This is a genomic window from Anaeromyxobacter sp. Fw109-5 (assembly GCF_000017505.1).
Classification (GTDB): domain Bacteria; phylum Myxococcota; class Myxococcia; order Myxococcales; family Anaeromyxobacteraceae; genus Anaeromyxobacter.
This window is the reverse complement of sequence record NC_009675.1, coordinates 3,396,200-3,410,714: the sequence shown is the minus strand read 5'-3', so window position 1 is coordinate 3,410,714 and position 14,515 is coordinate 3,396,200. Positions and strand designations below refer to the sequence as shown.

At 74.5% G+C, this 14,515-nt stretch carries 14 protein-coding genes; 5 read left to right on the top strand and 9 right to left on the bottom strand.

Going from position 1 to position 14,515, the window contains the following annotated elements; all coding sequences use genetic code 11:
* Positions 1–84 precede the first annotated feature (84 nt).
* Positions 85–1,650, bottom strand: coding sequence for a B12-binding domain-containing radical SAM protein (locus tag ANAE109_RS15060; protein WP_012097745.1), 1,566 nt, complete (start codon positions 1,648–1,650; stop codon positions 85–87).
* Between the two features lie 225 nt (positions 1,651–1,875).
* Between ANAE109_RS15060 and ANAE109_RS15055 the strand changes: the two genes are divergently transcribed.
* Positions 1,876–2,091: a hypothetical protein gene (locus ANAE109_RS15055; protein ID WP_012097744.1), complete on the top strand. Its 216-nt coding sequence runs from the start codon at positions 1,876–1,878 to the stop codon at positions 2,089–2,091.
* A 114-nt stretch (positions 2,092–2,205) separates the two neighbouring features.
* Here ANAE109_RS15055 and ANAE109_RS15050 read toward each other — a convergent pair whose 3' ends face one another.
* Positions 2,206–3,237, bottom strand: coding sequence for a ChaN family lipoprotein (locus ANAE109_RS15050; protein WP_234945150.1), 1,032 nt, complete (start codon positions 3,235–3,237; stop codon positions 2,206–2,208).
* 117 nt (positions 3,238–3,354) lie between these two features.
* Positions 3,355–3,957 carry a tetratricopeptide repeat protein gene (locus tag ANAE109_RS15045; protein ID WP_012097742.1) on the bottom strand — a complete coding sequence of 201 codons (603 nt, stop codon included), beginning with the start codon at positions 3,955–3,957 and terminating at the stop codon, positions 3,355–3,357.
* A gap of 142 nt (positions 3,958–4,099) precedes the next feature.
* Between ANAE109_RS15045 and ANAE109_RS15040 the strand changes: the two genes are divergently transcribed.
* A complete protein-coding gene (locus tag ANAE109_RS15040) occupies positions 4,100–4,651 on the top strand; it encodes a hypothetical protein (RefSeq protein WP_012097741.1) in 552 nt (183 codons plus the stop codon).
* 24 nt (positions 4,652–4,675) lie between these two features.
* Here the strand turns inward: ANAE109_RS15040 and ANAE109_RS15035 are convergent, their stop codons facing one another.
* The gene (locus ANAE109_RS15035; protein ID WP_012097740.1) at positions 4,676–5,848 is read right to left on the bottom strand and encodes a HAMP domain-containing sensor histidine kinase; all 1,173 of its coding nucleotides are present in this window, start codon (positions 5,846–5,848) and stop codon (positions 4,676–4,678) included.
* An 84-nt stretch (positions 5,849–5,932) separates the two neighbouring features.
* Positions 5,933–6,478, bottom strand: coding sequence for a hypothetical protein (locus ANAE109_RS15030; protein WP_012097739.1), 546 nt, complete (start codon positions 6,476–6,478; stop codon positions 5,933–5,935).
* A 128-nt stretch (positions 6,479–6,606) separates the two neighbouring features.
* On the opposite strand from ANAE109_RS15030, the gene ANAE109_RS15025 reads away from it, so the two are divergent.
* Positions 6,607–7,005: a tautomerase family protein gene (locus tag ANAE109_RS15025; RefSeq protein WP_012097737.1), complete on the top strand. Its 399-nt coding sequence runs from the start codon at positions 6,607–6,609 to the stop codon at positions 7,003–7,005.
* A gap of 61 nt (positions 7,006–7,066) precedes the next feature.
* On the opposite strand, the gene tdh is transcribed toward ANAE109_RS15025, so the two are convergent.
* From tdh to ANAE109_RS23555, 3 genes are all read right to left on the bottom strand, one after another.
* Positions 7,067–8,098 (bottom strand): L-threonine 3-dehydrogenase, encoded by a 1,032-nt coding sequence (gene tdh, locus ANAE109_RS15020; RefSeq protein ID WP_012097735.1) that lies wholly within the window; start codon positions 8,096–8,098, stop codon positions 7,067–7,069.
* Between the two features lie 12 nt (positions 8,099–8,110).
* Positions 8,111–9,304, bottom strand: coding sequence for a glycine C-acetyltransferase (locus tag ANAE109_RS15015; RefSeq protein WP_012097733.1), 1,194 nt, complete (start codon positions 9,302–9,304; stop codon positions 8,111–8,113).
* Positions 9,305–9,521: 217 nt separating this feature from the next.
* A complete protein-coding gene (locus ANAE109_RS23555) occupies positions 9,522–11,393 on the bottom strand; it encodes an ATP-binding protein (protein WP_012097731.1) in 1,872 nt (623 codons plus the stop codon).
* A gap of 30 nt (positions 11,394–11,423) precedes the next feature.
* On the opposite strand from ANAE109_RS23555, the gene ANAE109_RS15005 reads away from it, so the two are divergent.
* Together ANAE109_RS15005 and ANAE109_RS15000 are read left to right on the top strand one after the other, a co-directional pair.
* Positions 11,424–11,822, top strand: a complete 399-nt coding sequence (locus ANAE109_RS15005; protein WP_012097730.1) for a GNAT family N-acetyltransferase — start codon at positions 11,424–11,426, stop codon at positions 11,820–11,822.
* A 226-nt stretch (positions 11,823–12,048) separates the two neighbouring features.
* Positions 12,049–13,176: a triacylglycerol lipase gene (locus tag ANAE109_RS15000; RefSeq protein WP_041449249.1), complete on the top strand. Its 1,128-nt coding sequence runs from the start codon at positions 12,049–12,051 to the stop codon at positions 13,174–13,176.
* Here the strand turns inward: ANAE109_RS15000 and ANAE109_RS14995 are convergent.
* Positions 13,169–13,861 (bottom strand): PrsW family glutamic-type intramembrane protease, encoded by a 693-nt coding sequence (locus ANAE109_RS14995; protein ID WP_041448378.1) that lies wholly within the window; start codon positions 13,859–13,861, stop codon positions 13,169–13,171. The genes ANAE109_RS15000 and ANAE109_RS14995 overlap by 8 nt on opposite strands.
* Between the last annotated feature and the right edge of the window lie 654 nt (positions 13,862–14,515).

Sequence of the window (14,515 nt, the reverse complement as noted above, 5' to 3'; positions counted from 1 at the left end):
GCGTCTGCGGTGCGCGGAGACGCCACGCTCGGGAGGAGCGGGCCTCTCGATCCGCCGCGTCCCGCCGCGTCGCGGTCACCGCCGTCAGGTCACCGGCGACGCCACCGCTCGCGCGGGACCGCCGCCGCCGCCGGCCGCGCGCAGCTCCGCGAGCCGGCGGTCGAGGCGCGGGAGCACCTCCTCGTGCGTGTAGCGCACGAGGTGCTCCCCGAGGATCGCGAGCGTCACCGCGCGCGGGACGGCCGCCGGGCCACGCCGCAGGGCCGCGCCGACGAGGCGCCAGAAGTGCCGGCGCCGGGGGCCCAGCAGGCCGAGGCGCCACACCGCCCGCCCGAGCGCGGCGAGCGAGCCGTTCCGCAGCGGCGACCGCAGCGGCCGGGAGAGGGCGAGGTGCAGCGCGCAGCGCCGGAAGTACGCGTCCTCGTCGTAGAGCTCCGAGAGCAGCCGCCGGTAGCCGGTGAGGAGCGGCTCCTCCCCCATGGCCGGCTCGAAGTTGGTGCGGTCGAACTGGTCGCCGGTCGCCTCGGAGCGGAGTCGACCCTCGCGCTCGAGCCGACGCCACAGCGCGGTGCCGGGCAGCGCGGTGAGGGTGCCGACCATCGCGCGCGGGATGGGGAGCCCCTGGATGAACGCGCGCTGCCGCTCGAACGTCTCGGCGCCATCGGCGTCGAAGCCGACGATGAACCCGGCGAACACCTCGAGGCCCACCGCGGTGAGGCGCCGCACCGCCTCCGCCGGGTCGACGCGCAGGTTCTGGCGCTTGCCGGCCTCCTCGAGCGCGGCGGGCTCCGGGGTCTCGACCCCCACGAACACCGCGGAGAAGCCGGCGGCGACCATGCCGTCGAGCAGGTCCGGGAGCGTGGCGAGGTCGAGGCTCGCCTCCGTGTAGAGGTCGAACGGGCGCCCATGAGCGAGCTGCCAGCGCGCGATCTCCGGGAGGAGCCGCGCCGCGGCGCGCCGGTTCCCGATGAAGTTGTCGTCCACGAGGAACAGCGGCCCGCGCGCGCCGAGGCGCCAGAGCGCGTCGAGCTCGGCGAGGACCTGCGCCGCCGACTTCACGCGCGGCACGCGCCCGAACACCTCGATGATGTCGCAGAACTCGCAGCTGAACGGGCAGCCGCGCGACACCTGGATGGCCTGGCTCGCGTACCGGTCGAGGGCGAGCAGGTCGAAGCGCGGCACGCGCGTGAGCGCGAGATCGGGCCGGCCGTCGCCGCGCGGCGAGAGCTCGCGCTCGCGGACGGACCCCGGGTGCTCGAGCGCGGCGACGAGCCGATCGAGGCGGCCCTCCGCCTCGCCGCGGAACACGTACGCCGCCTCCGGGAACCGCTCCGGCGAGGTGGTGGGCGCCGGCCCACCCACGACGCCCGGCTTCCCGAGGTCGCGCGCCCGCGCGAGCGTCGCAAGCATCGACGGCGCCTGGACGAGCATGCCCGACACGAGCACCGCGTCCGCCCAGCGGATCAGCTCGTCGGGGAGCGGACCGAGGTGCAGATCGTGGAGCCGCAGCTCCCAGCCCGGAGGCAGGTGCGCGGCGAGCGTCGCGAGGCCGAGGGGCGGCAGCGCCGCGTCCTTCCGGATGAAGGGGAGGCTGTGCCCGTAGCCCCAGTACGTCGGCGGCGTGGAACCCTGGACGAGGAGCGCACGCATCCCTGCGGCTTACCGAGGCGGCGTCATTGGACGGTCACCGCCCCAGCCCTTCGGTGGGGTCGCCCGCAAGAGGGGCGCCCGGCGGGGCCTCGAGCGGCAGGGCGCGCACGGGCGACGACGGGGCGCAAACGTCCGCTTCGAGGCGGACGGGTTGCGGCAGCCTGTCGCGGCCGGCATGGGACGCGAGGCTCCGCTCCGGGGCCCAGAAAACGGAAGGAGTCCTTCATGAAGCTCGTCCTCCGCGCCGCCACCGCGCTCGCGATCCTCGGCCTCGCGACCCCGGCGTTCCCCTGCGGCGAGAAGCAGATGACCACCGCGTCCTCCACCAGCGCTTCCGAGAAGGGCAAGGCCGCGGTAGCGAAGACCGAGAAGACCGAGAAGAAGGCGACCCAGACGAAGACGGCCAAGACCACGCCGCAGAAGGCGTCCGCCACGAACTAGAGCTCTCTCAGCGGGAGCCCCTCGCGTCGCCACGAGGGGTTGGACGCCGCTGGGCTCGGGGCCGGCGGCGTCCTCTCGTTCTCGGGGTGGGAGGTCGCGGCGGGGCACTCCCGGTCAGCGGCGTGGAGGCGCCTTGGGCTTCGAGAAGTCGTGACCGCGCAGGGCGAGGCACGGGTCCTCGCGCTCGGTCGCGGGGGTGAACACGACCAAGTCATAGGGGAGCGTGGCCGCCTTCAGGTCGGCGGCGTAGCGGGAGGGCTCGAGCAGCCCTTCCTGCACCTCCAGCACGCCGACGGCGAGCACGGTCCGTCCCTGCGCCTCGCGCCCGAGGACGGCGGGGACCGCCCGGTCGACGCGGGCGTGCCCGTTCCCCGTCACGAGCACGGCGCCGGAGGCGGCGCCGCCGATCATCCGCAGCGCCATCTGCGCGTCGCGGGCGCGCTGGGCGAGGGCGAGCCGATCGAGGATCTCCTCCGGCATCGGCGCGTCGCAGTGCGAGGACTTCATCTCCGCGCGCCAGGTGGCGATGGTCTCGGGCGCGAGCGGGCCGGCGCGCTGGAGCGCTGCCCGCACCTCCTCGGGCAGCGCCGCCTCGCCCTGGAACGCGACGTCCTTCGCCACCTTCCGCGGGAGGTTCGCGGCGACGATGGGCATCTTCGCCGCGAGCCCGGCGACGAAGATCGGCCGATACATCGAGAACGCGTACCAGCCGCTGTGCTCCCAGTCGACGGCGCGGGCGAGGGCGTCCGGATCCGAGGGGTGGCGTTCGAGCGCCGCGTCCACCGCGGGCTGATCGTCCTCCTCGAGCATCTCGAAGGCGAGCGCCGGACGGCGCGTCGCGCCGATGGCGCCGACGAGGCGCGCCTGGACGGCGTGGTGATCGGGGTTGTCGTGGACCTCTCCCAGGATCACGAACTCGGCGGCCGACACCGAGGCGGCCAGGGTCGCCTCGTCGACGAAGCGCTGCCCGCGCTGGTCCCAGATCTTGCCGACGAGCGGGTGATCGCGGCGGAGCTCCGAGTCCCAGTCGCGCTCGGGCGAGATGGGCTGCTCGGCGAGCCGCGCGCTGCGGCGCGACGCGCAGGCGCTGGCGAGGAGGGCGACGGCGGCGAGGGTGGAGGCGGCGAGCAGGCGGTGCGTTCTCACGTGGGTGAGATACCGCACCTGCCGGCGTCGCGCGCGCCTCCAGTCGAGGCGAGCGCGCCCGACCCGGGCGGGCACCCGGCACCGTCGCCAGGTCGTGCGCCCGACCCTCCCCGAAGGCTACTTGGGCGCGTTCTTCAGCTGCTCGATCTGCGTGCGCGCCTGGATCGCCTGGGGGCTGCTCGGCTCGAGCGCGACGAGCTTCTCCCACGCCTCGATCGCCTTGTTCGGCTGCTTGAGGTCGTAGGCGTAGACCACCCCGAGGTTGAACAGGGACTGCATGTGGCGCGGGTTCGCCTCGTTCGCCTTGCGGAAGTTCTCGACCGCCTTGTCGAACTGCCCGAGCGCCCGGTACATGACGCCCTGGTCGGTCAGCACGTCGGCGTTTCCGGGCTGGAGCGCCAGGGCCTTGCCGTAGGCGTCGACCGCCTTCTGCGGCTGGTTCGTGTCGAAGTAGTCGTTGCCGAGCTGCGTCCACGCCCCGGCGTTCTTGGGGTCCTGGGTCACGACCTGCTGGAGCGTCGCGATCCGCTGCTGGACGTCCATGCCGCCGCTGGGCGCGGGCGCGCCGGGCATGCCGGGCATGCCGGCCGGTGGGGCGCCGGCGGGCGCGGCCATGACCGGCGGGGGGGCGCTGGCCGACATGCTCGAGCCGACCGAGTAGCCGATCACGAGACCGGCGAGCACGCCGACGAGCAGCGCGATGATGGTGTTCTTGTTCAACGGACTTCCTCCTCGAGTTTGCGGACCGGCCGGTCCGGACGTGCGATTCTCGCACAGTAGCGCCCGGCCGGGGGCGTGAGCCTCCGGGCGGCCGTCGCACCGGGGGGCCGAGTGGGAACCGGGCAGTCGACGAGGAGGAGCGATGCGGAGCACGTCCTTCATGCAGCTCGCCTTGATCGCCGCGTGCGCGGCCCTTCCCGCGACGGCGGCGCCGCCGGCGCCTGCCGGCGAGTACCGCCTCGAGGCGACGGTGCGCGTCCGCGCCAGCGGCCTTCCCGAGGAGGAGCTCCGCGAGGAGGGGCGGGCCGTCGTCTCGCAGGGCGGACCGGGGCGGGTACGGGTGCGGCTCGCCGCGCGAGGCAAGAGCTGCGAGCTCCAGGCACGGGCGGGGCCGAAGGGGGAGCTCGCCTTCGAGGCAGGGCAGCGCTGCGCGTTCGAGCTCGACGAGAACGAGGGCGCGCAGGGGCGGGTCGAGGGGACGCTGCGTTCGGGCAGGGGCCGCGCGCACGGGGACGCCCTCGACCTGGAGCTCGCGTGGGAGCTCTCCGGGGCGGTGCGGATGCGGCTCGGCGGGCAGCGGATCCAGGTGATGGGCAGCGAGCTCGCGATTCCGGAAGGCCTGGCTCCCGAGACGCCGGTGCGGGGCACCGCCGAGGCGCGGATCGAGGGGAGGCGCTCGGGCGCGCGGAGATGATGCCGGGGGGCCGCGCCCCCGGCCTCAGGCGGAGCGAGGCCCGCCCGCGGCCAGGCGGATGGAGAAGACGGTGCCGCGCGCCGGGTCCGAGGTGAACGCCACCTCGCCGCCGAGCTGGCCCTCGCCGAGGAGCTTCATGCCGTAGGTGCCGAGGCCGCGCCCGCGCGCGGCCTTGGTGCTGAAGGAGCGCTGGAAGATCCGGGACTGCACGTCGAGGGGAATGAGCTCGGCGTTGTGGACCTCGAACCCCACCTCGCCGCGCTGGGCGTCGCAGCGGACGCGGACCACCCCGCCGGGCGCGGTGGCCTCGAGCGCGTTGACGACCATGTTCGCGAGCACGCGGAGGAGGATCGACGCGTCGGTGACGAGGACGAGCTCGGCGGGCGCCGGCGCGACGGCGAGCCGGCGATCGCGCGCGGCGCGGTGCGAGGCGAAGATCGCGGCGAGGTCGGCGAGGACGTCCGCCGCCCGCACCGGGCCGGGGTCCACCACGAGCAGGCCGCGCTCGGCGGCGACGAGGGCGCGGTGATCGCGGATCTCCCGCTCGAGCTGGGCGGAGAGCTGATCCATCCGCGCCGAGGCCGCCGCGGGGTCGACGGTGCCGCGTCGCATGCGGGCGGCCCAGCCGCGCAGCCCGGCCACGGTGTTGAGGACGTCGTGCAGGAAGAGCTGCTCGAGCGCGTCGCGCCGCTTCTCGGCGGAGACGTCGCGCAGGGAGACCGCCGTGAAGCGATGGCCGTCGATCACGAGCGGGGTCGCGCGGACGTTGAGCTCGAGCGCGCCGTGCCCGGGCAGCTCGCTCCGCAGCAGGCACTCGGCCTCGAGCGAGCGCGCCTCGCGGTGACAGCCGACGAGCGCGGCGAGCGAGCCGCACTGCCCGCACGCCGGGGTGACCCCGCAGTCGCCCGCGGCGAGGGCGTTCACGCAGCCGAGGGCCTCCCCCATGCGCAGCCCCAGGGCGTGGCCGGGATCGCCGGCCAGCGGGCCGCGATCGTTCGACGCCACGATCTGGCGCTCCGCGTTGAGCACCAGCACCGCTCCGTCCGCGACCTCGAGCACCGCCGCCACCACCGGGCTGCGCCCCGCCGCCTCGACCTGGCGGAGGACCTCCTCCGGCGCCGCGCGGCGGGCCTCGGGGAGGGTGGGGCTCGCGGAGGAGCCGCGTCCGCGGGCGGCGCTGTCGCTACCGGACGACATGGGGACGCGCAGGATACTCAACCCGGGCCGGGTTCGTCTGTCCCCAGATCCTCGACGGTGGGTCCCACTCTTCGGGACTAGGGATCAGCGGCGGCTCCGGTCCTCGCGCTCCGCCAGCGCTCCCAGGTTGAGGAGCTGGCGCCGCATCATGAGCAGGTCCCCGATCGGCAGGACGGCGCGCATCAGCCGGCCGAACGGGCCACGGGGATATCGGACGAGGACCTTCGCCGTCAGCCTGGAAGCGCCGCCCGGCGCGGGGACGACGCGGTAGCTCACCCAGACCTCGCCGAACAGCGCGCGCCCGCCCCGGCGGACCTTGTTCACGACGGTGAGCGAGCGGTCCGGCTCGAACGCCCGGAGCTCGAAGATCGTCATCACCGTCTGGCCGGCGGCGAGCCGCTCCGCGCCGGGCGTGAGCGCGCGCGGGCTGCGACGACCGAGGTTGTCGATCCAGTCGTAGGAGTAGGGCGCCACCCGAAGCTGACACAGCCAGCGGAACACCGTGGGCGGCGCGGCGCGGACGGTGACCGCCCTGAGGTAGGCGGCGTCGGCGCCCGCGCACAGCCGATCGCAGGGGAACTCCTCCGCGGCCTCGTCCGCAGTCGCCCCCCACCTGCTCACCACGCGCACGGAGCGGAGCGTAACCGCGCGGCCGCCGCGCGTCAGCCGGCCCGCGCCGGCGCTCCCACCCGGGCCGTCGCGACGTCGCCGCGCGGCGCTTACTCGACAGCGGACCTCCCTCGACGCCGGAGCCCGCCATGCCCCACCTCTCCTTCGACCTGAACTTCAGCCCCACGCCCGAGGAGAAGCGCCGCTTCGCGGAGGCCGTCGTGGGGCACTTCGCGAAGATCATGGACACGGGCACCGATCACATCGGCATCACCTTCCGCGCCTACGGCCGGGAGGACCTCGTGTTCGGGAGGGCCGAGCGGCCGGAGCAGGGGATCGCGTTCCTCGACGCGGACATCCGCCGCGGGCGCACCGCCGACCAGAAGCGCCGCCTCGCCCTCGCGGTGATGGACGAGCTGGAGAAGACCTGGCGCGTGCCGAAGCGGAGCGTCTACGTCGTCTTCACCGAGCACGACGGCGAGAACTTCCAGCTCGACGACCGGGTGCTGCCGTCGTGGACCGAGGGCGAGGACCCGCTCTCGGGCTGACGCGCCCCCGGGCCGCGCACCTTCGACAACCCCGAGCGGACCGGGATCGCCCGCGGCGCGTCTAGGTCCCCCAGTCGAGCACGACCTTGCCGGACTGGCCGCTCCGCATCACGTCGAAGCCCTGCTGGAACTCGTCGATCGGGAAGCGGTGGGTGATCACGGGCGAGATGTCGAGGCCGCTCTGCAGCATCGCGACCATCTTGTACCAGGTCTCGTACATCTCCCGGCCGTAGATGCCCTTCAGCACGAGGCCCTTGAAGACGACCTGGCTCCAGTCGATCGCCTCCTCGCCGGGCATGATGCCGAGGAGCGCCACCTTGGCGCCGTGGTTCATCGCCTCGAGCATCTGCCGGAACGCCCGCCCGTTCCCGCTCATCTCCAGGCCGACGTCGAAGCCCTCCTTCATCCCGAGGTCCTTCATCACGGCGCGGAGGTCCTCGCGGGCGACGTTCACGGCGCGCGTCGCGCCCATCCTCCGCGCGAGCCCGAGCCGGTAGTCGTTCACGTCGGTGACGACGACGTGGCGCGCGCCGACGTGCCGGGCGATCGACACCGCCATCACGCCGATCGGCCCCGCGCCGGTGACGAGCACGTCCTCGCCGACGAGCTCGAACGAGAGCGCGGTGTGGGTCGCGTTCCCGTAGGGATCGAAGATCGCGGCGACCTCGTCCGGGATGTCGTCGGGGATGCGGTACACGTTGTCGGCGGGGATGACCACGTACTCGGCGAAGGAGCCGGGCCGGTTCACGCCGACGCCGATGGTGTGGCGGCACAGGTGCCGCCTGCCCGCGCGGCAGTTCCGGCAGAAGCCGCACGTGACGTGCCCCTCGCCCGAGACGCGGTCCCCCGGGTGGAACGCCTCGACCTCCCCGCCCACCGCGTCGACCACGCCGACGTACTCGTGCCCGACGATCATCGGCACCGGGATGGTGCGCTGGCTCCACTCGTCCCAGTTGTAGATGTGGACGTCGGTGCCGCAGATGGCGCTCTTGCGGACGCGGATGCGCACGTCGTGGACGCCCACCTCCGGCACGGGCGCGTCGTGCACCATCCAGATGCCCTCGGCCCGCCGCGACTTCACCAGCGCCTTCATCGATGGTCCCTCTCAGCGGATGACGCCGAGCGCGCGGCCTACCTTCTCGAACGCGCCCACGGCGAAGTCGAGGTCCTCCCGCGAGTGCGCGGCGCTCATCTGCGTGCGGATGCGCGCCCGGCCCTTGGGGACGACCGGGAAGAAGAAGCCGATCGCGTAGACCCCCTCCTCGAGGAGGCGGCGCGCGAACTCCTGGGCGAGCGGCGCGTCGTGCAGCATCACCGGGATGATGGGGTGCTCGCCGGGGAGCAGCTCGAAGCCGAGCCGCGTCAGCCCGGCGCGGAAGTGGGCGGCGTTCTCGCGAAGCCGGAGCCGCAGGTCGTCGCTCCGCTCCACGAGGTCCAGCACCTCCAGGCTCACGGCGGCGATCACGGGGGCGAGGGTGTTCGAGAACAGGTACGGCCGCGCCTTCTGGCGGAGCCACTCCACCGCCTCGCGGGAGCCGGCCACGTACCCGCCCGACGCTCCCCCGAGGGCCTTGCCGAGCGTGCCGGTCACGAGGTCCACGCGGCCCATCACGCCGAAGTGCTCGGGCGTTCCGCGCCCCTTCGCGCCGATGAACCCCACCGCGTGGCTGTCGTCCACCATGACGAGCGCGCCGTGGCGCTCCGCGAGGTCGCAGATCTCGGGGAGCCTCGCGAGGTATCCGTCCATCGAGAACACGCCGTCCGTCACGACCAGCTTGAAGCGGGCCCCGGCCGCGTCCGCCTCGCGGAGCCGCGCCTCGAGCTCCGCCATGTCGCCGTTCGCGTAGCGGTAGCGCTGCGCCTTGCAGAGCCGGATCCCGTCGATGATGGAGGCGTGGTTGAGCGCGTCCGAGACGACCGCGTCCTCCTCGCCGAGCAGCGCCTCGAACACGCCGCCGTTCGCGTCGAAGCACGACGAGAAGAGGATCGCGTCGTCGAAGCCGAGGAAGCGGGCGATTCGCCCCTCGAGCTCCTTGTGGACGTCCTGCGTCCCGCAGATGAAGCGGACCGAGGAGAGGCCGAACCCGTGCCGCGGCAGCGCCTCCTGGGCCGCCTTCACGAGCTCCGGGCGCCCGGCGAGGCCGAGGTAGTTGTTCGCGCAGAGGTTCACGACGCGACGGCCGTCGGCCTCCACCCAGGCGCCCTGCGGCGTGGTGAGCACCCGCTCGCGCTTCAGCAGGCCGTCGGCCTCGAGCTGGCGGAGCTGCGCGCGGAGGTGCGCGGTGAAGGCGTCGTTCATGGGAACCCTCGGGCGGTGTCGGCGCGAGGGTTTAACGCATTTCCGGACGGGGCGCGGCGTCTAACGGGGGCTGCGCCCCCGCCCCGCCGAGCCGAGCTCGGCGTGTGCAGCCCCACCCTGGCTCGCCGGGTCCCCTGCGCCATCGCGGGCGCCTTCGCCGCGAACGCGATGGCGCCCCGGCGGACTCGCTTCGCTCGTCGGCTTCGGGATCGGACGTTCAGACGCTACGCGCCGCCGCCGCGAGCACTGCGCCGAGCTCGGACAGCGACACCGGCTTCGCCAGGTGGCGGTCGAATCCGGCCTGCGCCGCCTTCGCGACGTCGTCGGGCATCGCGTAGCCCGACAGGGCGACGAGGAGCGTCGCCGAGAGGTCGGGGTCACCGCGCAGGGTGCGAGCGACCTCGTACCCGTCCATCACCGGCAGGCCGATGTCGCACAGGACCAGGTCCGGCCGCAGCGCGCGCGCCCGCGCCACGCCCTGGCGGCCGTCGGGGGCGACCTCGACCTCGTGCGCCGCCCCGGCGAGCAGGTCGCGCAGCATCTCGGCGGCGTCCGGGTTGTCCTCGATGACGAGGACGCGCCGCGGGCCCTTCCCCGAGAGCGGATCGCGCGTGGGCTCGGGCGCCCGCGCCTCCTCGACGAGCGGCAGCCCGACCGTGAACTCCGCGCCGCGTCCCGAGCCGCCGCTCCGGACCGCCACGCTGCCGCCGTGGAGCTCCACCAGCGATCTCACGAGGTAGAGCCCCAGGCCGAGGCCGCCGCGCGGCCGGTCGAGGCCGTCGTCCGCCTGCACGAACGGCGCGAACAGGCGCGGCACGAGCTCGGGGTCGATGCCTTCGCCGTCGTCCGCCACCGAGAAGACCGCCCGGTCGCGCTCGCGGCCGAGCGTCACGGTCACGTTGCCGCCGCGCCTCGTGAACTTGCCGGCGTTCGCGAGCAGGTTCCCGACCACCTGCTCGAGACGGGTGCGATCGCCGAGGATGGGCAGCGGCTCGACCGCGCCCGTCACCCGCAGCGCGACGCCGCTCGCGGCGAGGAGGTCGCGGTGGTCGTCGGCGGTGCATCGCACCAGCGCGGCGAGGTCGAGCCGCTCGGTGCGCAGCCGGATCTTCCCGTGCGCGATGCGGGTCACGTCGAGGAGATCGTCCACCAGCCGCGCGAGGTGCTCGGTCTGCCGGGTGATCGCCGCGCGCGCCCGGCTGGCCTCCGGCGCCCCCGGGGCGGCCCGCTCGAGGACGGCGACGGCCGTGCGCATGGGCGCGAGCGGGTTCCGGAGCTCGTGCGACAGCATGGCGAGGAACTCGCTCTTGCGCCGGTCCTCCGCGCGGAGCGCCTCCTCGGCCGCGACCCGCTCGGTCGTGTCTATCCCGGCCGCGACGAGGTTCCAGTGGTCGAGCGGGAAGAGCGAGGTGAGGTAGTGCCGGCCGTCCCACGCGAACCGGCGCTCGAACGTGAGGCCGCGCCCGGTGGCCATCACCTCGCGGGACGCGGCGAGCTGCTCCGCGAGCGCGGCGGCGCCGAAGAGCTCGGAGGCGCGGCGCCCGGCGACGCGCTCGAGCGGTGCGCCGAGGAGGGCCAGCGCCTGGTGGTTCGCGTCCGCCAGGATCCAGTCGATCACCAGGCCCGCGCCGTCGCGGACCACCGTGTACACGAAGACGTGCTCGCGCAGCTCGTCGAAGAGCCGGCGGTAGCGCGCGCCCGCGTCGCGGAACGGGCCGGGGACGGCCTCGGCGGTGACGTCGCGCAGCGCGAGGAGGCGACCGGTCCCGCCCTCGAGCGCGACGCCCGTGACGCGCCCCTCCCACCACACCTCGCGCCCGTTCACCCTCCGCGGCCGCCGCGGCAGCTCGCGCCGCTCCCCGGCGGAGAGCGGCTCGTCCAGGGCGCGCGAGAGCGCGCGATCCCACGGGAGCAGCTCCGCCACCTCGCGCCCGAGCGCCTCACCCTCGAGGTGGCCGGTGACGCGCAGCCACTCGCGGTTGGCGCGGAGGACCTTCCCGGACGCGCTCACGAGGCAGAGGCCGGCGCCGGCCTCCTCGAAGAGCGCGTCCGCCAGACCGTCTGCTGCGGTGCCCCCGTTGCTCCGCACGTCGGAACACCTCCGCTGCAGGTGTGGTCGATGATACCCCTGGGTCAGGGACGCGTCACATTCCAGGCCGCCGCCGTCAGGCGTGCGGCGCGGGCGCCCGAGCCTTACTCCTGGAGCATGAGCGAGGTGAACGTGGAGGCCGGCGGGCTGGACGTGCGGCAGGAGGAGGAGGGTCGGTGGGGGGCGTTCTACGTCGAGCAGGGCGGCCGCCGCGTCGCGGAGCTTGCCTACGAGCGCGAGGGAGCCGACCGCGCCCTTCTCCAGCACACGCAGGTGTCGGACGCGCTGCGCGGTCAGGGGGTCGCGCGCCGGCTGGTGGACGCCGCGGTCGCCTGGGCGCGGGCGAGCGGCACCCGCCTCGTCCCGCTCTGCCCGTACGCGAAGGCGATCTTCGATCGCGACGCCTCCCTGCGCGACGTGCTCGTCTGATCCCGCCCGCAGGGCATCCGCGCGGAGCGCCACCGTGGCGGCGACCCGACGTCACGCGACCCGGTACACCCGCGTCCCCGACGCGATGCCGGCCCGGAACCGGCGTGAAGCTGGACCCGGCCGCGTGCGGGTCAGGCGGGCGCGGTGCGCGCTCGTTCGGGGGGGCGGCGCCTCGCGCCACGCCCGGGAGGCCGGTGGGGCCGCTCGCTCGGGTAGATTGCCCCGCGTGAACGGGCCGCACCACCTCCTGCTCGTCCCCGGCTTCTTCGGGTTCGCGAACCTCGGCGACTTCGCCTACTTCGGGCACGTCCGCGACTACCTGTCGGAGATCGGTCCCGCGCTAGGCGTACGGGGCTCGGTCCGCGTGGTGCCGACCGTCCCCACGGCGTCCCTGCGGGTCCGCGCCGCGCGGCTCGTGGAGAGCATCGCCGAGGCGGTGGACGCGGAGGGCGGGACGGTCTCGGTGATCGGCCACTCGAGCGGCGGCCTCGACGCGCGGCTCGTCGTCACGCCCGAGGTGTCGCTCCCTTCGCCGCGCGAGGTGGAGCGCTACGCGCGCGCGGTCCGCACCGTCGTCAGCGTCTCGACGCCCCACCACGGCACGCCCGTGGCGCACCTCTTCAACAGCCTGCTCGGGCAGCAGGTGCTCCGGCTGCTGTCGCTGCTCACCATCTACGTGCTCCGCGCAGGGAGGCTCCCCATCGGCCTCGGGCTCCGCGTGGCCCGCCTCCTCCGCCGCCGCGAGGCCCCGCCGGGCAGCCTCGTCCAGCAGCTCATGCACGAGCTGCTCGCCGATTTCTCGCGCGATCGGCGCGTGGAGATCGAGTCGTTCTTCTCGAGCCTGGGCAAGGATCAGGATCTCGTCGGCCAGATCACGCCCGGCTCGATGGACGTGTTCAACGCGGCCACCCAGGATCGCCCGGGCGTGCGCTACGGCTGCGTCCTCACGCGCGCCCGCCCGCCGGGGCTCCGCTCCGCGATCGGCGCGGGGCTCGACCCCTACGCGCAGACCACGCACGCGGTGTACGTGGCGCTGTACCGGATCGCCTCTCGCACCCCCGCGGAGCGGCAGCCGCGCCTCACGCGCGCGCAGGCCGCCGTGCTGCGGCGCGCGTACGGCTGGCGCACCGACGTGCGCGCGAACGACGGGATGGTCCCGACGCTCAGCCAGCTCTGGGGTGACGTGGTCCACGCGGCGTGGGCGGATCACCTGGACGTGATCGGCCACTTCCACCATCCGACGCGCGTGCCGCCGCACTTCGACTGGCTCACGAGCGGCAGCGGCTTCGACCGCGCGCAGTTCGAGCAGGTCTGGCGCGAGGTGGCGGCGTACGTGGCGGCCGGGGTCAGGTAGCCGCCATCGCCCTGCGGCCGGGGGCGGGCGACCGCGCCGCGAGGCGGGCGCGCACGAAGACCCAGAGCGGCGCCGCGAGGAGCGCGAGGCCGTAGCCGAGCTGGCCCGCGGGCGCGCGCGCGAGGCTCAGATCTCCGGTGGCGTGCAGCGTCGCCGACACGGCGAGGCCGACCGCGACGGTCGCCCAGGGGCGGCGTCCCGCTCCGCCGTCCGCCGCGACGGCCAGCCCGAGGGGCAGCGCGAGCAGGGCGTGCGCGGCGGGGCCGAGCGCCACGCGCGCGAGCGCGACCGGCGAGGCCGCCCCGTGCAGCGTGGTGAGCGCCTCGAGCGCGGCGAACCCGGCCGACACGCCGGCGGAGGCCCCGAGCACCGCCGAGGTCCGCCAGCCGCGCTCCACGACGAGCAGGATCCCCGCGAGCTTCGCCCCCTCCTCGACGAGGCCGACCGCGACGGCCAGCGCGATCGCCACGGCGAGCTCGCCCCGGACGAGCCGCTCCCACTCGACGCGAACGCCCGCCGCCGCGAGCGCTTCATAGGCGAGCACGGCGAGCCCGAACGCCGCGGCCCCGCCGAAGAGCGCGTACGCGATCGGGCTGCGCCGACCGTCGCCGGCGCGGCGCGCCCCGAGCGAGGCCCACGCCACGGCCGACGCGGCACAGCTGGCGAAGAAGAGGAGCTCCCCCATGGCGCCAAGGTGGGAGCAGGGCGGACGTCCAGGCGAGCCCCCGGGAGGAAGCCGCCCCGCCGGGGGAACAGGCGCCGCCGGAGGGAGCCCGCTTCCGCGGTCCTCGCGCGACCGGGAGCCGACTCCACGCACCGTCGCCTCCGTGGACGATCGGGGGCGAGGTGGTCTCGCGGCGGCGTTTGTGTGCAGGTCGAGCCGGATGTCGCCTCGGTCGTCCAGGTCCTTGCCGGCAGCCTCCCCCCTCGTCGCAGAGACGCAGCTCGTGCACGCCCGAGTCTACGGGTACCCGTGGTGCAAGGTACCTTCGCGCGCGTCGCGCCACGGCGGACGGTTCACCGATCGTGATGGTTTGCCGTCCCGCGTCACGCACATCCTGCTCCGTCGTCGCACACGGCGGACGCTCCTCGCGGCGGTTCCGATGCCCTGAGGTCGCCGATCGACTCGAGGACCGAACCGCGCCGCAGCTATCTGCCGCGGGGGTGGGTCATTGGGGACAATGTGGCGCTCCGCCGCAATCAGCCCGGGTGAAAGCCCAGCACTTCTGGCCGCGTGGAAGCTTTGGGCCGGTGCGACTGTTGGCTTGGTTTGCGGACGGTGACGGCGAGCTTCCGCGGGTGCTCGCGCAATCCTTTCGCCTTTCTCGCGAGCGGGGCC